20 protein-coding genes and 1 pseudogene are annotated in these 18,968 nt (G+C 75.2%); 15 read left to right on the top strand and 6 right to left on the bottom strand.

Features of this window, described 5'->3' with window-relative positions; translation table 11 throughout:
• Nucleotides 1–115: 115 nt before the first annotated feature.
• The 13 genes and pseudogenes from ACIA8O_RS01255 to ACIA8O_RS01195 all read left to right on the top strand — a co-directional run bounded on the left by ACIA8O_RS01255 (nt 116) and on the right by ACIA8O_RS01195 (nt 9,967).
• Nucleotides 116–487: a TcmI family type II polyketide cyclase gene (locus ACIA8O_RS01255; RefSeq protein ID WP_396291407.1), complete on the top strand. Its 372-nt coding sequence runs from the start codon at nt 116–118 to the stop codon at nt 485–487.
• Nucleotides 484–909 (top strand): cupin domain-containing protein, encoded by a 426-nt coding sequence (locus tag ACIA8O_RS01250; protein WP_396291406.1) that lies wholly within the window; start codon nt 484–486, stop codon nt 907–909. Before ACIA8O_RS01255 ends, ACIA8O_RS01250 begins: the two co-directional genes overlap by 4 nt.
• Entirely contained in the window at nt 906–2,177 is a 1,272-nt protein-coding gene (locus ACIA8O_RS01245) for a beta-ketoacyl-[acyl-carrier-protein] synthase family protein (protein ID WP_396291405.1), read from the top strand. Before ACIA8O_RS01250 ends, ACIA8O_RS01245 begins: the two co-directional genes overlap by 4 nt.
• The gene (locus ACIA8O_RS01240) at nt 2,174–3,436 is read left to right on the top strand and encodes a ketosynthase chain-length factor (RefSeq protein ID WP_396291404.1); all 1,263 of its coding nucleotides are present in this window, start codon (nt 2,174–2,176) and stop codon (nt 3,434–3,436) included. The genes ACIA8O_RS01245 and ACIA8O_RS01240 overlap by 4 nt, the downstream gene beginning before the upstream one ends.
• 26 nt (nt 3,437–3,462) lie before the next feature.
• Nucleotides 3,463–3,726 carry an acyl carrier protein gene (locus ACIA8O_RS01235; protein WP_396291403.1) on the top strand — a complete coding sequence of 88 codons (264 nt, stop codon included), beginning with the start codon at nt 3,463–3,465 and terminating at the stop codon, nt 3,724–3,726.
• A pseudogene (locus ACIA8O_RS01230) lies at nt 3,726–4,169 on the top strand (SRPBCC family protein); the annotation flags it as partial. The gene ACIA8O_RS01235 and the pseudogene ACIA8O_RS01230, both read left to right, overlap by 1 nt.
• Nucleotides 4,155–4,922 (top strand): SDR family NAD(P)-dependent oxidoreductase, encoded by a 768-nt coding sequence (locus ACIA8O_RS01225; RefSeq protein ID WP_396292099.1) that lies wholly within the window; start codon nt 4,155–4,157, stop codon nt 4,920–4,922. The pseudogene ACIA8O_RS01230 and the gene ACIA8O_RS01225, both read left to right, overlap by 15 nt.
• Nucleotides 4,923–4,968: 46 nt before the next feature.
• Nucleotides 4,969–5,718 (top strand): SDR family NAD(P)-dependent oxidoreductase, encoded by a 750-nt coding sequence (locus ACIA8O_RS01220; RefSeq protein WP_396291402.1) that lies wholly within the window; start codon nt 4,969–4,971, stop codon nt 5,716–5,718.
• Complete coding sequence (locus tag ACIA8O_RS01215) at nt 5,718–6,044, top strand: antibiotic biosynthesis monooxygenase family protein (RefSeq protein WP_396291401.1); 327 nt, start codon at nt 5,718–5,720, stop codon at nt 6,042–6,044. The genes ACIA8O_RS01220 and ACIA8O_RS01215 overlap by 1 nt, the downstream gene beginning before the upstream one ends.
• Nucleotides 6,041–6,388, top strand: coding sequence for an antibiotic biosynthesis monooxygenase family protein (locus ACIA8O_RS01210; RefSeq protein ID WP_396291400.1), 348 nt, complete (start codon nt 6,041–6,043; stop codon nt 6,386–6,388). The genes ACIA8O_RS01215 and ACIA8O_RS01210 overlap by 4 nt, the downstream gene beginning before the upstream one ends.
• A complete protein-coding gene (locus ACIA8O_RS01205) occupies nt 6,385–7,638 on the top strand; it encodes a cytochrome P450 (protein WP_396291399.1) in 1,254 nt (417 codons plus the stop codon). Before ACIA8O_RS01210 ends, ACIA8O_RS01205 begins: the two co-directional genes overlap by 4 nt.
• Nucleotides 7,639–7,682: 44 nt before the next feature.
• Complete coding sequence (locus ACIA8O_RS01200) at nt 7,683–8,486, top strand: SAM-dependent methyltransferase (RefSeq protein ID WP_396291398.1); 804 nt, start codon at nt 7,683–7,685, stop codon at nt 8,484–8,486.
• A complete protein-coding gene (locus ACIA8O_RS01195; protein WP_396291397.1) occupies nt 8,483–9,967 on the top strand; it encodes a peptide MFS transporter in 1,485 nt (494 codons plus the stop codon). Before ACIA8O_RS01200 ends, ACIA8O_RS01195 begins: the two co-directional genes overlap by 4 nt.
• Before the next feature lie 39 nt (nt 9,968–10,006).
• Here the strand turns inward: ACIA8O_RS01195 and ACIA8O_RS01190 are convergent, their stop codons facing one another.
• Nucleotides 10,007–10,729: a TetR/AcrR family transcriptional regulator gene (locus tag ACIA8O_RS01190; protein ID WP_396291396.1), complete on the bottom strand. Its 723-nt coding sequence runs from the start codon at nt 10,727–10,729 to the stop codon at nt 10,007–10,009.
• An 80-nt stretch (nt 10,730–10,809) separates the two neighbouring features.
• Here ACIA8O_RS01190 and ACIA8O_RS01185 point away from each other — a divergent pair, with 80 nt between their 5' ends.
• Complete coding sequence (locus ACIA8O_RS01185) at nt 10,810–12,276, top strand: MFS transporter (protein WP_396291395.1); 1,467 nt, start codon at nt 10,810–10,812, stop codon at nt 12,274–12,276.
• 128 nt (nt 12,277–12,404) lie between these two features.
• Complete coding sequence (locus ACIA8O_RS01180; protein ID WP_396291394.1) at nt 12,405–13,325, top strand: hypothetical protein; 921 nt, start codon at nt 12,405–12,407, stop codon at nt 13,323–13,325.
• A gap of 24 nt (nt 13,326–13,349) precedes the next feature.
• On the opposite strand, the gene ACIA8O_RS01175 is transcribed toward ACIA8O_RS01180, so the two are convergent.
• The 5 genes from ACIA8O_RS01175 to ACIA8O_RS01155 all read right to left on the bottom strand — a co-directional run bounded on the left by ACIA8O_RS01175 (nt 13,350) and on the right by ACIA8O_RS01155 (nt 18,803).
• Nucleotides 13,350–14,675, bottom strand: a complete 1,326-nt coding sequence (locus tag ACIA8O_RS01175) for a DUF2254 domain-containing protein (RefSeq protein ID WP_396291393.1) — start codon at nt 14,673–14,675, stop codon at nt 13,350–13,352.
• 50 nt (nt 14,676–14,725) lie between these two features.
• Nucleotides 14,726–16,660: a serine/threonine protein kinase gene (locus ACIA8O_RS01170; protein WP_396291392.1), complete on the bottom strand. Its 1,935-nt coding sequence runs from the start codon at nt 16,658–16,660 to the stop codon at nt 14,726–14,728.
• 82 nt (nt 16,661–16,742) lie between these two features.
• Nucleotides 16,743–17,492 (bottom strand): urease accessory protein UreD, encoded by a 750-nt coding sequence (locus ACIA8O_RS01165; protein ID WP_396291390.1) that lies wholly within the window; start codon nt 17,490–17,492, stop codon nt 16,743–16,745.
• Nucleotides 17,489–18,169: an urease accessory protein UreG gene (ureG, locus tag ACIA8O_RS01160; protein WP_396291389.1), complete on the bottom strand. Its 681-nt coding sequence runs from the start codon at nt 18,167–18,169 to the stop codon at nt 17,489–17,491. Before ureG ends, ACIA8O_RS01165 begins: the two co-directional genes overlap by 4 nt.
• Nucleotides 18,159–18,803: an urease accessory protein UreF gene (locus tag ACIA8O_RS01155; protein ID WP_396291388.1), complete on the bottom strand. Its 645-nt coding sequence runs from the start codon at nt 18,801–18,803 to the stop codon at nt 18,159–18,161. Before ACIA8O_RS01155 ends, ureG begins: the two co-directional genes overlap by 11 nt.
• Nucleotides 18,804–18,968: the final 165 nt, after the last annotated feature.

The raw sequence follows: 18,968 nt of genomic DNA, 5'->3' as shown, positions 1-18,968 counted from the left end.
GGCCCAAGGGCGTCCGCGCCCACCGGCCGCGCCCGTCGGCCCTCCAGAGGGCTTCGAGAGTCCCTCGAACACCGCCCACCAGCATGGGTCGGGTAGCGACGAGCAAGGAGGCACCGTGCATCGAACGCTGATCGTGGCGAGGATGGACCTCGCCGACGCCGAGGGCGTGGCGCAGGTCTTCGCCGACTCGGACGGCACCGAACTCCCCCATCTGGTGGGCGTGTCCAGGCGGACCCTGTTCGCCTTCCACAACCTGTACTTCCACCTGGTCGAGGCCGAGCAGGACATCGCGCCCAACCTCTACCGGGCCCGCAGCCACCCGAGGTACCACGAGATCAACACCCGGCTGGGCGAGTTCATCACGCCGTTCGACCCCGACTGGCGCGAGCCCAAGGACGCGATGGCCGTCCCGTTCTACTCCTGGACGCCGGACGGCGGTGCGGAGATCACCCGGCCGACCCGCGCCAACCTGGGCGGTGGCGCGTGACCGGGCCCGTGGTCAAGGTGGCGGCCGCCGCGGTCGAGGCGAACACCAAGCGCGGCGGCGACATCCGGGTGACGCTCAGCCCGAAGACGGTGGGCTGCAGTTCGGGCTTCGGCGGCCGGCTGACGCTGGCCCCGGGCGAGTACGTCACCGAGCACCTGCACCCGTACTCCGAGGAGTTCCTGCACGTGGTGCGGGGCCGGCTGGAGATGACGCTGGACGACGAGCCGGTCCAACTCACCTCCGGGGACTCGCTGTTGGTCCCGATCGGGGTCCGGCACCGGCTGGTCAACACCGGGACCGTCCCGGCCGAGGCGGTGTTCCACCTCTCGCCGCTGGCCCCCCGGCCGGAACTCGGCCACATCGACACCGAGCAGCCGCTGAACGCCGGCGCCGGCAATCCGGACGTCGGGGGCGCACGGTGACCCGACGGGCCGTCATCACCGGTGTCGGGGTGGTCGCGCCGGGCGGCATCGGCAAGGAGGCCTACTGGGACCTGCTGGCCTCGGGGCGCACGGCCACCCGGCGGATCAGCCTGTTCGACCCGGCGGGCTTCCGCTCGCAGGTCGCCGCCGAGTGCGACTTCGACCCGCGGGCGGCCGGGCTCGGCCCGCGGGAGGTCCGGCGGATGGACCGGGCCGCCCAGTTCGCCGTGGTGGCGGCGCGGGAGGCGGTGGCCGACAGCGGCCTCGACCTGGCCGCCGTCGAGCCCGGCCGGGTCGCCGTGTCGGTCGGCAGCGCGGTCGGCTGCACGATGGGCCTGGAGGAGGAGTACACGGTGCTCTCCGACCACGGCCGGGACTGGCTGGTGGACCACAGCTACGGCGTCCCGCACCTGTACGGGTACATGGTGCCCAGTTCGCTGGCGGTCGAGGTGGCCTGGCAGGTCGGGGCCGAGGGGCCGGTGGCGCTGGTCTCCACGGGCTGCACCTCGGGGTTGGACTCGATCGGGCACGGCGTGCAGCTGATCGAGGAGGGCAGCGCCGACGTGGTGCTCGCGGGGGCCACCGACGCCCCGCTGTCCCCCATCACCCTCGCCTGCTTCGACGCGATCAAGGCGACCACCCCCAACAACGCCGACCCGGAGCACGCCTCGCGGCCCTTCGACGGCCGGCGCGACGGGTTCGTCCTGGGCGAGGGCTCGGCGGTGCTGGTGATCGAGGAGGAGGCGGCGGCCCGCCGCCGGGGCGCCACCGTGTACGCGGAGGTGCTCGGCTTCGCCGGGCGCAGCAACGCCTTCCACATGACCGGGCTCAAGCCGGACGGCCGGGAGATGGCCGAGGCGATCCGGGTCGCGCTGGACCGGGCCAGGACCGACCCGTCCGCCATCGACTACGTCAACGCGCACGGCTCCGGCACCAAGCAGAACGACCGGCACGAGACGGCCGCGTTCAAGCACAGCCTCGGGCACCGGGCCTACGAGGTGCCGGTGAGCTCGATCAAGTCGATGATCGGTCACTCGCTGGGCGCCATCGGCTCGTTGGAGATCGCCGCCTGCGCGCTGGCGCTGCGTCACCAGGTGGTGCCGCCGACCGCCAACCTCGCGGTCCCCGACCCGGAGTGCGACCTGGACTACGTGCCGGTGACCGCGCGCGAGCACCGGATGGACCGGGTGCTCAGCGTGGGCAGCGGGTTCGGCGGCTTCCAGACCGCGATGGTGCTGGGCCGGCCGGCCGCGGGGGCGGCCCGGTGAGCGCCTCGGGGATCGGCACCGCACGGCCCGGGCGGGCCGTGGTGACCGGGATCGGCGTGGTGGCCCCGACCGGGACCGGCACCCGGCAGCACTGGGAGTCGGTGCTCGCGGGCAAGAGCGGCCTGGGCCGGATCACCCGGTTCGACACGACCGGCTACCCGGTCACCGTGGCCGGGGAGGTGCCCGGCTTCGCCACCTCGGCGGAGGTGCCGGGCCGGCTGGTCCCGCAGACCGACCGCTTCACGCACTTCGCGCTGGCCGCCGCGGCCGCCGCGCTGGACGACGCCGGTGCCGATCCGGCCGCCCTGCCCGAGTACGAGATGGCGGTGGTGAGCGCGAGCTCCTCCGGCGGCACCGAGTTCGGCCAGCACGAGATGGAGCGGCTCTACCAGCGGGGCCCGTCCTGGGTGACGGCCTACCAGTCGATCGCCTGGTTCTACGCGGCGACCACCGGCCAGGTCTCCATCCGGCACGGCATGCGGGGCCCGTGCGGGGTGCTCTGCTGCGAGCAGGCCGGCGGCCTGGACGCGCTCGGGCAGGCCCGGCGGCTGCTCTCCTCCGGCTCCCGGCTGGTGCTCAGCGGCGGCACCGACGCCTCGCTCTGCCCGTACGGGCTGGTGGCCCAGCTGTCGACCGGCGGGCTGTCCACCGGGACCGACCCGGACCGGGCCTACCTGCCCTTCGACCAGAACCCGACCGGCTTCGTGCCGGGCGAGGGCGGCGCCTTCCTGGTGGTGGAGAGCGCCACCGGGGCGGCCGAGCGCGGGGCCCCGCACCACGGCGAACTGCTGGGCTACGCGGCCGGGTTCGACCCGCCGCCGGGCTCGGACCGGCCGCCGGTGCTGGCCGCCGTGATCCGGCGCGCGCTGGCCGACGCGGGCCTGGCCGCCGCGGCGGTGGACATGGTGTTCGCGGACGCCTCCGGCCTGCCGGAGCAGGACGCGGCCGAGGCCCGGGCGATCGCCGAGGTGTTCGGCCCCGGCGGGGTGCCGGTGACGGCGCCGAAGACCCTGACCGGCCGGCTCTACGCCGGCGGCGCGGCGCTGGACACCGCCACCGCACTGCTCGCCCTGCGGGCCGGCGTGGTCCCGCACACCGCCGGCCCGGTCCGCCCGGCCCCCGGCCTGGAGATCGACCTGGTGCTGGACCGGCCCCGGCCGACCGGGCCGCGCACCGCCCTGGTGCTGGCCCGCGGCCACGGCGGCTTCACCTCCGCGCTGCTGGTCGGCGCCGGTGACGGCCCGCACCCCCCGAAGTGACCCGAGACGACGAGAGGCGGCTGCTGATGGCCGAGTTCACGGTGGAGGACCTGCTGCGGATCCTGCGCGCGGGTGCCGGTACGGACGAGCGGAGCGAACCGGAGGGGCGGGACCTCGCGGACGTGGCGTTCGACGAGCTGGGCTACGACTCGCTGGCCCTGCTGGAGCTGGCCAGCCGGGTGGAGCGCGCGTACGGGTTCAGGATCCCGGACGGCGAGTTCGAACAGAAGGAGACGCCGCGTCAGGTGGTCGACTACGTCAACTCGCGGCTGGCCGAGGTGGTGCGCTGATGGCCGGGCACACCGACAACGCGATCACCATCGACGCCCCGATGGAGCTGGTCTGGTCGATGACCAACGACGTGGCGGAGTGGCCGCGGCTGTTCAGCGAGTACGCGAGCGCCGAGATCCTGGGGCGGGACGGGGACACCGTGACCTTCCGGCTCGCGCTCCACCCGGACGAGAACGGCCGGGTGTGGAGCTGGGTCTCCGAGCGGACCCCGGACCCGCGCACCCGCACGGTCCGGGCCCGCCGGGTGGAGACCGGCCCGTTCGAGCACATGGACATCCGCTGGGAGTACGTCCAGCAGGCCGACGGGGTCCGGATGCGCTGGCTGCAGGACTTCGCGATGAAGCCCGGCGCCCCGCTCGACGACGCCGGGATGACCGACCGGCTGAACCGCAACACCCTGGTCCAACTGCGCCTGATCAAGGCCAAGGTGGAGGCCGCCGCCCGCGCCGACCGGCAGCTGGCCGGCCGCCGCTTCCTGGTCACCGGCGGCACCCGGGGCATCGGCCGCGGCGTGGTGCTGGCCGCCGCCCGGGCCGGCGCCGACGTGGTGACCTGCCACCGGCAGGACGGCGAGGCCGTCGACTCGCTCCAGCGGGAGCTGGCCGCGACCCCCGGCAAGCACCGGGTGCTGCGCGCCGACGCCGCCGACGAGCGGGACGTCGAACGGCTGCTGGACGAGTGCGACGCCGGCCTCGGCGGGCTCGACGTGGTGGTCAACAACGCCGGCGCGTTCCGGCCGGTGCCCTACCCCGAGCTCGACCCCGCCGAGTGGGCGGCCACCGTCCAGGGCAACCTGACGGCCGCTCACCTGGTGACCCGGCGCGCCCTGCCGCTGCTCGGCCCGGGCTCCTCGGTCGTCAACCTCGGCTCCACCGTGGCCCGGATCGGCATGGCCGGCGGCGCCCACTACACCGCGGTCAAGGCCGGGCTGGTCGGGCTGACCCGCTCGCTGGCCCGGGAGCTCGGCCCGCGGGGCATCCGGGTCAACACCGTCTCCCCCGGCCGGATCGCCACCGAGGCCCTGGACGAGCTGCCGCCCGAGGCCGCCGAGCACCAGCGCCGCCTGTTCTCCTCCTTCACCGCACTCGGCCGGCTCGGCACCGTGGAGGAGATCGCCCGGCTGGTGCTCTTCCTGGGCAGCGACCGGGCCTCCTACATCACCGGCCAGGACATCCACGCCGACGGCTGCGTCTGACCCCGGCACCCACGCCGACCCCGACACCCCCGCAGGAGGAAATCCCATGGACATCGCACTGCACGGCAGGAAGATCCTGGTCACCGGCGGCACCCGCGGCATCGGCCGCGGCATCGTGCTGGCCGCCGCCCGGGCCGGCGCCGACGTGCTCACCTGCTACCGGCAGGAGGGCGAGGCGGTGGACAGCCTGGTCCGGGAGCTCAAGGAGACCCCGGGCGAGCACCACGTGGTCCGCGCCGACGTGGCCCGGATCGACGAGGTGGACGGGCTGGCCGCGCTCGCCCAGCAGCGGTACGGCCGGCTCGACGGGGTGGTCAACAACGCCGGCGTGATCAGCCACGTCCCGTTCGCCGAGCTGCCCGCGGACGAGTGGTCCCGGATCATCGACACCAACCTGACCGCCGCCTACCGGGTGATCCAGCAGAGCCTGCCGCTGCTCGGGGCCGGCTCCTCGATCGTCAACATCGGCTCCCGGGGCGCCGCCGCGGGCATCCCGCTGCGGGCCCACTACACCGCCGCCAAGGCGGCCATGACCGGGCTGACCCGCTCGCTCGCCAAGGAGCTCGGCCCGCGCGGCATCCGGGTCAACGTGGTGGCGCCCGGGGTGATCGAGACCGAGGCCTTCGACGCGATGCCGGCCGACCGCGCCGAGGCGCTGCGCGCCACCTACGCGCAGAAGACCTCGCTGGCCCGGCTCGGCACGGTGGCCGAGCTGGCCGCCCCGGTGCTGTTCCTGCTCAGCGACCTGTCCGGCTACGTCACCGGCGAGACCGTCAACGTGGACGGGGGCATCTGATGGACGACCAGGTCTTCCGGGTGATGCTCCGGATGCAGATCAACCCCGGCATGGAGGCCGACTTCGAGCGGGTCTGGCGGGAGGTCGGCGACTCGGTCACCGACCACCCGGCCAACCTCGGCCAGTGGCTCTCCCGCAGCGCCGAGGAGAGCGGCGTCTACTGGATCGTCAGCGACTGGACCGACGAGCCGCGGTTCCGCGAGTTCGAGACCAGCGACCGGCACCTGACGCACCGCCGGAAGCTGCACCCGTACCGCAGCGCCGGCTCGATGACCACCATGCACGTGGTGGCCGCCCTGGCCGGCGCGGCCGACGGCACGCCGTGACGGCCGGCGCCGTCGAGGTGGTGCTCTACCACCTGAGCGACGACCCGGCGGCGGTGCTGACGGCCTATCACGAGTCCAGCCGCCGGATGGCCGGCACCCCGGGCCTGCTCGGCAACAAGCTGCTCGCCGCGCCGGGCCGGCCGGACTGCTTCGTGGTGGTCAGCCGCTGGGACGGCTGGGAGGCTTTCGAGCGCTGGGAGGGCGGGGCCGCGCACCGCGAGCAGACCGCCCCGCTGCGCCCCTTCCGCGACACCGGCCGGGACCGGCCGTTCGAGATCTACCGAGAGCTCGCGAGCTACGGCGCGACCAGCCGCGAGCCGGACCGGACAGGAGCCGGCGCATGACCCGTCCCACCACCCCGGCGGCCCCGCTCGACCTGTTCACCCCCGCCTTCCACCAGGACCCGTACGCCGTCCTGGCCGAGCTGCGCGAGGCGGCGGGCGCCGTCCCGGTGCTCACCCCGAACGGGCTGCGCACCTGGCTGGTGACCAGGTACGAGGACGCCCGCGCGCTGCTCGCCGACCCGCGGCTGAGCAAGGACATGCGGGTCGGCTTCCAGCTGGTCCCGAAGAACTTCGTGGACCCGGCGAAGCGGGAGGAGTTCCTCCGGGAGGCGGGCGAACGCAGCCAGTTCCCGCAGGAGTTGGCCGCCCACATGCTCGACAGCGACCCGCCGGACCACACCCGGCTGCGCCGCCTGGTCGGCCGGGCCTTCACCGCCCGCCGGGTCGAGTCGCTCCGGCCCCGGATCACCGCTTTGGTGGACGGGCTGCTGGACGGCTTCGCCGGGCGGGAGCGGGTCGAGCTGATGGAGGCGCTGGCCTTCCCGGTGCCGTTCACGGTGATCTGCTGGCTGCTCGGAGTGCCGCCGGACGACCGGGCCGACTTCCGCCGCTGGTCCAACCTGCTGGTCTCCGGCGCGGGCACCGAGGAGGTCCGGGACGCCAACGTGGCGATGATCGGCTACCTCCGGGCGCTGATCGCGGCCAAGCGCGCCGAGCCGGCCGACGACCTGCTCAGCGACCTGGTCCACGCCGGGGACGAGGGCGACCGGCTGGCGGCCGAGGAGCTGATCCCGATGGCCTTCCTGCTGCTGGTCGCCGGGCACGAGACCACCGTCAACCTGATCGGCAACGGCGCCCTGGCCCTGCTCACCCACCCGGGGGCCCGGGCCCGGCTGGCCGAGGACGAGTCGCTCTGGCCCGCCGCGATCGAGGAGTTCCTGCGCTACGACGGGCCGGTCTCCAACGCCACCTGGCGGTTCACCACCGAGCCGGTGAAGGTCGGCGACGTGCTCATCCCGGCGGGCGAGTTCGTCACCGTCTCGCTGGCCGCGGCCGGCCGCGACCCGGCCCGCCACCAGGACCCGGACCGGCTGGACCTGGACCGGCCGAACACCGCCGGCCTGGCCTTCGGCCACGGCATCCACCACTGCCTGGGCGCGCCGCTGGCCCGGCTGGAGGGGCAGATCGTGCTCGGCCGGCTGTTCGAGCGCTTCCCCGGCCTGCGGCTGGCCGGCCCGGCCGACGGGCTCCGCCGCCGGCAGAGCCTGATGATGCGCGGCCTGGAGGAGCTCCCGGTCCACCCCGCCTGACCCCGCCCCGACCCCTCGCACGCACTCACCGCCAGGAGACTCCCATGGCACGTCCCAGCTGGGCACCGGCCGAGGTGGACATCGACACCCCGAGCATCGCCCGGGTCTACGACTACTGGATCGGAGGCACCCACAACTTCCCGGTCGACCGCGAGCTCGCCGAGCGGGTCTCGGCCGGCAACCCCGAACTGGTCCGCACCCTGCGGGCCAACCGCGCCTTCCTGCGCCGCTCGGTCCGCGAGCTGTCGCGGCTCGGCGTCCGGCAGTTCCTGGACATCGGCTCCGGCATCCCGGCCGAGGGCAACGTCCACGACGTCGCACTGGCCGCCCACCCGGCCAGCACCGTGGTCTACGTGGACATCGACCCGGTCGCGGTCGCGCACGGCCGGGCCATCCTGGCCGACGAACCCCGGGCCGCCGTCTTCCAGGGCGACCTGTACCGGCCCGAGCAGATCCTGTCGGCGCCGGAGACCGAGGCGCTGATCGACTTCGACCGGCCGGTCGCGCTGCTGCTCGCCGCCGTCCTGCACTTCGTCCCCGACGGGGACGACCCGCTGAAGCTGATCCGGCAGTACACCGACCGCCTGGCGCCCGGCAGTTACCTGGTGCTCTCGCACGCCGGCGCGGACCGGGTGCCGCAGGCCGCCCCGCAGGCCGCCGAGAACTACCGCAGCGCCGTCAGCCAGGTGATCTGGCGCAGCACCGAGGAGCTGACCGCCCTGTTCGCCGGGCACGAGCTGCTCGCGCCCGGCGTGGTCCGGGCCCCGCTCTGGCGGCCCGAGCCCGGCGAGCAGCCGGACGCGGACCTCCCGATGCTGGCGGGGGTGGCGGTCAAGGCCGCCGGGTGACCGGGGTGGACACCTCGCTCACCCCGGTGACCGGGCCCGCGCGGCCGGCCGGCCGGGGCAGCCGCCCCGGTGACCGGCCGCGCGGGCTCGGCACCCTGCTCGCGGTCGACCTCTGGGAGCGGTTCAGCTTCTTCGGCATGGCCGCGATCCTGGTGCTCTACCTGACGGCGGACCAGGACCGCGGCGGGGCCGGCCTGTCCGCCCAGAACGCCACCGCGGTGTTCGCGGCGTACATGGCGCTCGGCTTCCTGGCCGGCCTGCCGGGCGGCTGGCTGGCCGACCGGGTGCTCGGCGCCCGCCGCGCGGTGCTGCTCGGCGGCGCGCTGATCGCCGCCGGGCACGCCGTGCTCGCCACCCCCTGGACCGCCTCGCCGTACGGCGGGCTGCTGCTGGTGGTGGCGGGCACCGGTCTGGTCAAACCGGCGATCGCCGCGCTGGTCGCCTCGGTCAGCGGGCCCGACCCGGCCCGCCGGGAGGCCGCCTTCGCCCGGTTCTACCTGTGCATCCAGGTCAGCGCGCTCATCGCGCCCGCGGTCACCGGGCTGCTCGCGGAGCAGGTCGCCTGGCACCTGGGCTTCGCCGTGGCCGCCGCGGGCATGCTGGCGGGGCTGGCCCAATTCGCCCTGGGGCTACGGCGGTTCGGCGAGCACGGGCGGCGCCCGGCGCGTCCGCTGACCCGCCCCGAGGCGCTCCGGGTGCTGCGCCGCACGGTGCCGGTGGCCGGCCTGGCCGGCGGGCTAGCGGCGGCGGCCGCCGCGGCCGGGGCGGTGCCCGGCGCGCTCGCGGTGCTCGGCCTGGGCACCGTGCTGCTGCCGTTCTGGTACCTGCGCACGCTGCGCCGCGGCCCGGCCCCCGTCCGGCTCGGCGGGTTCACCGCGCTGATGACGGCGTCCTCCGCGTTCTGGATGCTGTTCGCCCAGGGCGGCTCGGTGCTCAACCTGTTCGCCGAGCGGCACACCGACCGCCAGGTGCTCGGCTTCGAGGTCCCGGCCGGCTGGTTCCAGTCGGCGCACCCGCTCTTCGTCCTGCTGGCCGCCCCGCTGGTGGCCCGCGGGTGGCGCCGGTTCGGGCCCCGGGCCGACGCCCCGGTGAAGTTCGCCGCCGCCCTGCTGGCCGCCGGCCTCGGCTTCGTCCTGATGGCGGGCGCCGCGCTGTCCGCGCTGCGCGCCCCGGTCGGGCCGCACTGGCTGCTGCTGGTCTACCTGCTCCACTCGCTCGGCGAACTCTCGCTCGCCCCGGCCGCGTTGGCCCTCGCCGCCACCGTCGCCCCGCCCGGCAGCACCGGCCGCTTCCTCGCCCTCAACGGCCTGTTCGCCGCCGTCGGCGTGGTCGCCGGCGGCCAGCTGTTCCGCCTCACCACCGTGCTGCCGCTGCCGCTCTACTTCCTGCTGATGGGCACCGCCGTGCTCGGCACCGGCGCCGCGGTCGCACTGGGCGCCGGCCGACTGCGCGTCAGCTCCCGTCCCCCCGACGGGACCTGACACCCCGTCCGCCGCCGCGCCCCCGTCACCGGGCCCCCGTCACGGAACCTCCGTGCCGGGGGCTCCCGCCGTTCCGGCCCGGCGGGCCAGCCCGGCCACCAGGATGTCCAGCCCGAACTCGAAGCGCTCGTCGCCGACGTTGCGGGTCAGCTCGCCCGCCAGCGCCGTCACCAGCGGGTAGCGCCCGGCCGGGATGGACGCGAAGTAGGAGCGGACCCGGTCCGAGTACTCCTGCACCTGCCCGGCGTCCAGGTCGCCCCGGGTGGACTCCTCGACCGCCGTGGCGGTGACGTACATCGAGAGCACGTCCACCCCGTAGGAGGCGGTGCGGTCGTCCAGGCCGCCGGCCTTGAGCAGGCCGAGCACCGCCTCGGCGTTGTCCAGCGCGTGGGGGCTGACCGGCACGGTGGCCGCCATCGCCGCCCGGGCCAGGTCGCCGTGGGCGGTGAGCACCGTACGGGCCCGGCGCAGGTGGTCCTTCAGCTGCTCCTGCCAGCGCTCCGGGTCCGGCCGCTCGACCGCGATCTCGCCGTAGACCCGGTCGAGCAGCTGCTCCAGCAGCTCGTCCTTGTTGCTGACGTGCGCGTACAGGCTGGCCGCCCCGGTCTCCAGCTCCTGGGCGACCCGGCGCATGGAGAGCGCGTCCAGGCCCTCGGTCTCGACGATGGCCAGCGCGGCCTCGACGATCCGGTCCCGGCTGAGCGGGCGCCGCTTGGACGCGGCCCGCTCCGGGCCGGACCAGGACTCGGGCAGACGGGTCATGCGCGCAACCTCCGGGTTCACTGCTGGACGCCCCTCACCTTACTTGACACGAACGCCGTTCCATATCTAGAACAGTGTTCGTGACGACAGACACCGTTCGACAAGACGAACACCGTTCCACGACCCCCGCGCCCCACCCCTACCGCTGGGCCGGGCTCGCCCTGGTCCTGCTGGTCGAGGCCATGGACCTGCTGGACGCCACCATCACCGGGGTCGCCTCCCCGGCGATCCTGCGCGAGCTCGGCGGGAGCGAGTCCCAGGTCCAGTGGATCGCCGCCGCCTACACGCTGGCCTTCGCGACCCTGCTGGTCACCGGCGCCCGGCTCGGCGACATCTTCGGCCGCACCCGCCTCTTCGTCCTCGGCGCGGCCGGCTTCACCCTGGCCTCCGCCGCCTGCGCCGCCGCCACCGGGCCCGGCCCGCTGATCGCCGCCCGGGCCGTCCAGGGCGGCTTCGCCGCCCTGCTGATCCCGCAGGGGCTCGGGCTGATCCGGGCGATGTTCCCGCCGAAGGAGCAGGGCGCGGCCCTCGGGCTCTTCGCCCCCGTGCTCGGCCTCTCCTCCGTGCTCGGCCCGACCCTCGGCGGCCTGCTGGTGGACGCCGACCTGTTCGGCACCGGCTGGCGGCTGGTCTTCCTGGTCAACCTGCCGCTCGGGGTGGCCGCCGTGCTCGCCGGGCTGCGCATCCTGCCCGCCAACCGGCTCACCAAGGCCGAGCAGACCGTCCGCCTCGACCTGACCGGCGCCGCCCTGGTCGGCCTGGCCTCGGTGCTGCTGGTCTACCCGCTGGTGCAGGGCCGCGAGGCCGGCTGGCCGCTCTGGACGTACCTGAGCATGGCCGCCGCCGTCCCCGTCCTGCTGCTCTTCGCCCGCGCCCAGCGCTCCGTCGAGCGGCGCGGCGGCTCCCCGCTGGTCGAGCCCTCGCTCTTCCGCCGCCGTGCCTTCACCGGCGCGCTGGCCACCGGCACGGTCTTCTTCGGGGCCGTCGCCGGGCTGATGCTGGTGCTCACCCTGCACCTCCAGCTCGGCCTCGGCTGGACCTCCCTGCACGCCGGTCTGACGATGATTCCGCTCTCGGCCGGCCTGGTCGCCGGGGCGGTCCTGTCCGGTGCCCTGCTGGCCCCGCGGTACGGACGCCGGGTGCTGCACGGCGGCCTGCTGACCGCGGCCCTCGGCGCGCTCGCGCTCTGGCTGGTCGTCGGGTCGGGCGGCTCCGAGCCGACCAGCTGGCAGCTGGCGCCCGCGCTGGCCTTCGCCGGTGCCGGCCTCGGCGCGATCATGGCGCCGTTCTTCGACATCGCGCTGGCCGGGGTCGAGGAGCACGAAGTCGGCTCCGCCTCGGGCGTGCTGAACGCGGTCCAGCAGCTCGGCGGCTCGATCGGCGTCGCGGTCCTCGGCACCGCCTTCTTCTCCTGGGCCGCCGCCGACGGCTCCGCCCCCGGCGCGGGCCGCACCCTCGGCCTGAGCGCACTGGCCCTGCTGGCCGCCTTCGCCCTGGCCTTCCTGCTCCCCCGACGCGCCAGGCCCGAGCAGCCGCAGCACCGGTGACGCGCCGACCGACGGGTGGACGGACTGGTCCGGCCGGGCCAGTCCGTCCGCGCGTCGGAGCGCGCCCGCGCACCGCGGGTGGTGACCTGCCGGAGGGGTCCGTCCCGACCCGAACCAGAAGGAGATCCATGCGCACCGCACTGCTCCGGCGAGGACTCAGAGCCACGGCCGTCGCCGCCCTCGCCCTCACCACCACCCTGACCGCCGCCGCCCCGTCGACGGCGGCCGGCCCCGGCCCGCACCGCACCGCCGACACCGCCCCGGTCCCGATCGAGGTCACCATCGGCCCCGACGGCATCCAGGCGCCGGACAGCGCCCCGGGCGGCCTGGTCGCCTTCCGCCTGACCACCACCGACCCGGCCGGCCGCTCCCTCCAGGTGCTCCGCCCGAAGGACGGCTCCACCGTGGACCAGCTGCTGGAGGGCCTCGCCCAGGCCGTCTCCGCGGACCCGGCGGCCGCCGCCCACGGCATCACCCTCGCCCAGGAGCGCGGCGAGGCGCTCGGCGGCGTCCACGCCACCCCGGCCGTGCCCGGCACCGCCACCACCGAGATCGGCCCGGGCACCGTCCACCTGCTGGACTTCACCTCCTTCCTGAGCGACCCGCAGCACCCGGTGCTGCGCTCCCTGGAGCTCTGTGACGGACCGTCGGCCACCCTGGCGCACTACCCGGACGGCATCGTCATCACCCACGAGACCCCGGGCGGCCCGCGCTTCCTGACCGAGGGCGTGACCCGCGCCGACGGCCACTACCTGGTCCGCAACGCCTCCGACGAGATCCACGAGATGGCGCTGCAGCGGGTGCCGGACGGCACCACCGACGAGCAGCTCCAGGCGGTCTACGACGCCATCCTGGCCGGCAACCCGCCGGCGCCCGGCCCCCAGCAGCCGATCATCGGCCTGGGCGCGATCTCCCCCGGCCGCAGCGCGCTCTACCACGCCGAGGGCCTGCCGCCCGGCACCTACGTGCTGCTCTGCTTCGTGCCGGACCACGAGAACGGCCTGCCGCACACCTTCCTCGGCATGCACCAGGTGGTCGTGCTGTCCTGACCCCCCGTCAGCCCCGCCCCCGGCTCAGCCGATGCCCTGGCGGTCGGGGGTGAGGGCGAACCCGCGGTCCTCCGCGTCGGCCACGTGCCGGGCCACCGCCCGCTCCAGCAGGTCCCGTTGGACCAGCAGGGGCGGGCGGCGGTCGTCCGGGGTGATCCGCAGCAGGTCGTCCAGGGCGGCGGTCAGCCGACGGGTCACCTGGGGCTGGCCGGCCCCGCAGATCCGGATCTCGGTGAAGGCCAGGTCCACCGTGCACTGCCAGTCCGGGATCGGCTGCACCAGCCGGACGGCACCCTCCCTGTCCCGGTAGCGCAGCTCGCCGAACGGGTACCCGGCCAGCAGGGCCAGCAGCTGGTGCAGGCGGTCCACCGCCTGCACCGCCGTGGTCGGGTCGTTGACCGCCGGGGAGAGCGCCCGGATCGCGATGTCCACCAGCTGCCGGAAGCCGAAGCTGAGGTCCTGGTGCATGGTGCGGTCCACCCCGATGTTCAGCGCCCCGGCGATCCGGCGCGGCCGGGGCGGGGTGCCGCCGGAGACCACCACCGTCGGCGTCCCGGGGGCGATGAAGTCCCCGATCCGGGGCACCAGGTGGAGCACCGCGCCGTGCCGCCGGGCGATCCGCACCAGCCGCCCGAGGCTGACGTCGCGCAGCACCCCCGAGTCGCCCTGGTGCAGCAGCGTGACGGCGTTCTCGGGCAGCTCCAGCCGGGGCCCGGCCTCGGGGGCCATCCAGCGGTAGGTACCGAGCACCGCGACGGATTCCCGGGTCACCCGGTCGATCACGTGCGGCACCCGCAGCAGCCGCATGGTGGACTGCACGTAGAGCACGAACAGCCCCAGGCTCAGCAGCACCAGCAGGATCGCCACCAGGGTGGAGACCACCGGCACCGTGGTGACCTTGGTCGGGTCGGTGGTGTCGTCGTAGCCGAGCTGCACCAGCAGGGTGAACAGGAAGGTGGCCAGGCAGGTGGAGAAGGTCGCCTTGGTGATCCGGGAGCGGACGTACAGCCGCAGCACCCGGGGGCTCATCTGACTGGCCGCCATCTGGAGCGCCACCAGCGAGATCGAGAAGACCACGCCGATGAAGGTCAGCATCGCCGAACTGACCGTGGAGACCACCGCCTTGGCCCCGCTGGCGAAGCTCAGCAGCCCCTCCGCGCTGCCGGTCCGGCTGATCTCCTCGTGCACCACCTCGGCGTCGACCCAGTTGGTGGCCAGCGCGAGCAGCACCGCCCCGACACAGGTCACCAGCGGCGCCACCCAGAAGGACTCCCGCAGGTGCTCGCGGAGCGGGGAGAGCGGCCGGTGCCGCAGGCGGCCGGGCGGCGTGGGCGGCTGACGGTCGGTCATCCCCTCACGCTAACCCGGCCGGTGGCACCGGCCCCGGTCAACGCGCCCGGCTACCAGGGCAGGGACCACTCCTGCGACTTGTTGCCGGGGGTGCAGGTCAGCATGGTGGCCTGCACCCCGGCGCCGTTGTCGGTCAGGCAGGTCTGGCTCCCGTGGTCGCGCAGGGTGTACCTGCCCGAGCCCGCCGACACGATCGACCAGCGGTAGGTGAAGCTGAACCCGGTGCTGAGCGAGACCGTGTACGTGCCGCCCGGGTTGAAGTCCTGCACCATCGACGGCTTGTCCAGGCTGCACGGGTGGATCTCGTACCAGCCGCCGGAGTCCGCGCCCGAGCGGACCCAGCCGTACGAGGTGGTGCCGCCGGAGACCACGGCCGCGCCGCCCTCGGGGGTCCCGGTGGAGAGCCCGAGCCTGCGGCCGCTGGCACCGTTGGTGATGGCGCCCCAGCCGTTGCCGCCGCAGCCCGCGGGCGGGTTGGTGGACGGCTGGGTGGGGGTCGGTGCCGGGGCGGTCGGCTGGGTGGGCGGCTGCGAGGTCGTACCACCGCCGGTGTTGGTGCCGCCGGACGCCGCACCACCGCTGCCCGAACCCCCGCTGCCCGAACCCCCGGAGACCGCGCCGCCGCTCGCCGCTCCCCCGCTGCCCGAGCCGCCGCCGGCCGCACCGCCCTTGGTGGTGCCGCCCGCGACCGCACCGCCGCCGGACGCCGCACCGCCGCCCACCGCGCCGCCCTGGGACGGCTGCTGACCGTTCGTCGGCTGCCCGTTCGGCGTGGCCTGCGCGTTCGGATCGCCCGGGACCGGAGCCGAGGGCGTGGCCGAGGCGGACTCCGATGCCGAAGCGGAGGGCGAACCGCTGTCACTCGCACTGCCCGTGCCCGGGCCCGGCACCTGCGGACCGCTCGCCGCGCCCGAGGGCCCCTTGCCGGAGGCCTCCGCGTGCCAGGGCGCCTTGTCGATCAGGTACGCGCCCCCGGCCCCGCCGGCTATCAGCACGGGAACGACGATCGGCACCAGCACCCGGGTGCGCCGCCGCTGCGGCTGCCGATCCTGGTGGGAGACCGTCACCGGGGTCTCGGCCTGCGCCGGGTCGCGCCGCACCGGCGTGAAGGAGGTGGCGATCACGGTGGGCTCGCGGACCGGCTCGGAGGCCTCCGGCCGCCCGGCCGCCGCGCGGGCGGCGGCGGCCATCGCGGCGGCGTCGGCGTAGCGCTCGGCCGGGTCCTTGCGCAGCGCCCTGGCGACGAACTCCCGCACCGGCTCCGGGAAGGACTCGCCGAGCTGCGGGGCGGGCTGCTGGATGTGCTTGAGCACGATCTCCAGCACCGTCTCGCCGGTGAACGGCAGCTGCCCGGTGAGGAGTTCGAAGGCCACCACGCCGAGCGAGTAGAGGTCGGAGGCGGGCGAGGAGGAGCCGCCGTCGGCCTGCTCGGGGGCGATGTAGAGGGCGGTGCCGAGCACCGAGTTGGTGGTGGTGATCTTCGTGCCGGCCATCGCGTGGGCGATGCCGAAGTCGGTCACCGTGACGCCGCCGTCGCTGCGCAGCATCAGGTTGGAGGGCTTGATGTCGCGGTGCACGATCTCCCGCCGGTGGGCGGCGTGCAGCGCGTCCAGGGCGTCGGCCATCAGGCCGAGCGCCTTGGCGGGCACCATCGGGCCGTCGGCGGCGAGCACGTCGTTGAGCGGCTTGCCGTCGATGAACTCCATGACGATGTAGGCGATCCGCTCGCCCTCGCCCTCACCCGGCTCCCCGTAGTCGTGGACGTGCACGATGCCGGGGTGCTTGAGGGTGGCGAGGATGCGGGCCTCGCGGCGGAACCGCTCGGTGAAGTTGCGGTCCTCCAGCAGGCCGGGATGCATGATCTTGACCGCGACCTCGCGCTCCAGCACGTCGTCCTCGGCTCGCCAGACGTCGCCCATACCGCCGCCGCCGACGCGTTCGGTGAGCTTGTACCGCTCGCCGAGCACGGTCCCCCGACCCCACATGCCGCTGCCCCCTTGTCATGGCCGGTACCGACTACTGACCGACCGTCAATTCGCGCACAGTCTGCCAGAAGCCCTCCCGGCCTCAACCCCCCAGGAGCCCCCGCAGTGCCAGGGCATCCGGTGCCACCGCCGTGACCAGCGAGGACGCCGCCCCCGGCAGGGCCATCAGGGCCGCGTCCACCCCCTCCGGCACGGCCGGGACGGGCAGGCCGACGACCAGCAGCTGACCGACGGCCCGGTGCCCGCCCAGGCAGGCCGGACCGTCCCACCCCGGGGCGCCGGGCCCCAGGTCGGTCTGCTGGTCCAGCACGGTCCGGCCCGCCTGACGCACGGTCAGGCGGGAGGTGAGACGGCCGGGCGGGGCGCCCCGGTTCCAGTCGTGCGCCCGGCCCAGCACCTGCTCCTCCCGGTACCGCAGCCGCGCCCCGGCGGCCAGCTCGACCACCGTGGTCAGCACCAGGTGGCTGCCGCTCGCGGCCACCACCGGCTCCGGCCGCCAGTCCAGCAGCGCGTCCTCCCCCACCGTCAACTCCACGGCGTAGTACGCCTGCCCGCCCTCCCGCCCCGGCAGGCTCACGGTCGCGGCGGCACTGGTGACGTGCAGCGCGGCGCCCGGCCGGACGGTGGCCCGCACCGCCAGCCGGTCCCCGCCCAGCGGCGCGGCCATCGCCCCGACCAGCACCACGTGCGCACCGGGCGCCGCCCCCAGGGTGCGGCGCACCGCGATCGGGCCGGCCCCGGCCAGCACGGGGAGCGCGGTGCCGCCGCGGCCGTCCGGCTCGGCGGTGATCCGGGTGACCGCCGCCACGGCCGGGGCAGCCACCACGGTCACCGCCGCTGCCAGTCGGCCAACCGCGCCCGGACCCAGGCCGCCACCGGAGCGATCCCGTCCGGCGCGGTCAACGCCGTGAACAGCGTGGGCAGTTCGCCGCGCTGTGCCTTGGCGTCCCGGGCCATCACCTCCAGGTCGGCGCCGACCAGCGGGGCCAGGTCGGTCTTGTTCACCACCAGCAGGTCGGAGGTGGAGACGCCGGGGCCGCCCTTGCGCGGGATCTTGTCGCCGCCGGAGACGTCGATGACGAAGATCTGGTGGTCCACCAGCCCACGGCTGAAGGTGGCCGTCAGGTTGTCCCCGCCGGACTCCACCAGGACCAGGTCGAGCGGGCCGAGGGCGGCCTCCAACTCCTCCACCGCCTCCAGGTTCGCCGAGATGTCGTCCCGGATCGCGGTGTGCGGGCAGCAGCCGGTCTCCACCGCGGTGATCCGCTCGGGCGGCAGCACCGCGTTGCGCAGCAGGAACTCGGCGTCCTCGGTGGTGTAGATGTCGTTGGTCACCACCGCGAGCGACAGCTCCCCGCGCAGCTCGCGGCAGAGCGCGGCCACCGTCGCGGTCTTGCCGGAGCCGACCGGCCCGCCGAGGCCGATCCGCAGCGCACGGGGCTCGGCCCGGACGGCGGAGTGGGTGTGACGGACGGAGACGTCGTAGGGGTCGACGTGGTCACGATGCAAAGAGACGCACCTTCCAGGAGTTGTGCCGCTCGGCGTAGACGTCGAGCAACGGGGATGAAGCGGCCGGGAGTTCCCCCCGGCCGACGGCCGCGACCGCCGCGGCGGCGACCGCGTCCAGGTCCGGCGCGAGCCGGGCCAGACGGGCGGTGACCTGGTACGGGTCCAGGCCGAGCAGCCGGACGCACGCGGTGGCCGGACCGTTGACGCTCTCGTACACGGCCACCGCCGCCGCGTCCCGGGGCCCGAGGCCCGCCGCGTGGGCCGCGACGCCGAGCACCACCGGCTGGTGCACCCCGCCGGGATGACGCTCCCCCAGACCGTCCAGCACCGGATGCGGCCACGCCGCCCGCGCGGCCCGCAACAACTGCCGCCCGAGCCTCCGGCCCACCGCCCGCTGCGCGGGCGAAGGCGTCCGCACCTCGGCCGCCTCGTCCCACTCGTCCACCCGCCCCGGCTCCGACGCCGCCGCAGCGGCCAACCCGGCCGAGGTCAGCCCGACGGTGTGCAACCGCCCGAGCAGGAACGCCGCCATGCTCTCCGCATCCCGCACCCGCCCCGCCCGCACGGCAGCCTCCGCCCCACCCGAGTGCGCATGCCCCCCGGCGGGAAACCGCCCGTCGGCCAGCAACAACAACGCGGCAACGCCCGACGACCCGCCACCCCCCGCGGACGACCACCCCGCCCCGGACGGGAGCCCAGTGAGCGGCAGACCCTCCCCCACCCCAGACGACCGGGCCCCGCCCCGCAGAACTTCCGCCGATCCCACCGCAGGCGACAGCCCCGCCGAGCGAGAGCCACC

The sequence above is a fragment of the Kitasatospora sp. NPDC051853 genome (genome assembly GCF_044452665.1).
Lineage (GTDB): Bacteria > Actinomycetota > Actinomycetes > Streptomycetales > Streptomycetaceae > Kitasatospora.
The sequence above is the reverse complement of the archived record's forward strand: the minus strand, read 5'-3'. Positions and strand labels throughout refer to the sequence as shown.

Coding starts and splice junctions, on each gene's coding strand:
- ACIA8O_RS01235 (WP_396291403.1), top strand. CDS start 3,463: ATGGCCGAGTTCACGGTGGAGGACCTGCTGCGGATCCTGCGCGCGGGT.
- ACIA8O_RS01220 (WP_396291402.1), top strand. CDS start 4,969: ATGGACATCGCACTGCACGGCAGGAAGATCCTGGTCACCGGCGGCACC.
- ACIA8O_RS01215 (WP_396291401.1), top strand. CDS start 5,718: ATGGACGACCAGGTCTTCCGGGTGATGCTCCGGATGCAGATCAACCCC.
- ACIA8O_RS01205 (WP_396291399.1), top strand. CDS start 6,385: ATGACCCGTCCCACCACCCCGGCGGCCCCGCTCGACCTGTTCACCCCC.
- ACIA8O_RS01200 (WP_396291398.1), top strand. CDS start 7,683: ATGGCACGTCCCAGCTGGGCACCGGCCGAGGTGGACATCGACACCCCG.
- ACIA8O_RS01190 (WP_396291396.1), bottom strand. CDS start 10,729: ATGACCCGTCTGCCCGAGTCCTGGTCCGGCCCGGAGCGGGCCGCGTCC.
- ACIA8O_RS01180 (WP_396291394.1), top strand. CDS start 12,405: ATGCGCACCGCACTGCTCCGGCGAGGACTCAGAGCCACGGCCGTCGCC.
- ACIA8O_RS01175 (WP_396291393.1), bottom strand. CDS start 14,675: ATGACCGACCGTCAGCCGCCCACGCCGCCCGGCCGCCTGCGGCACCGG.
- ACIA8O_RS01170 (WP_396291392.1), bottom strand. CDS start 16,660: ATGTGGGGTCGGGGGACCGTGCTCGGCGAGCGGTACAAGCTCACCGAA.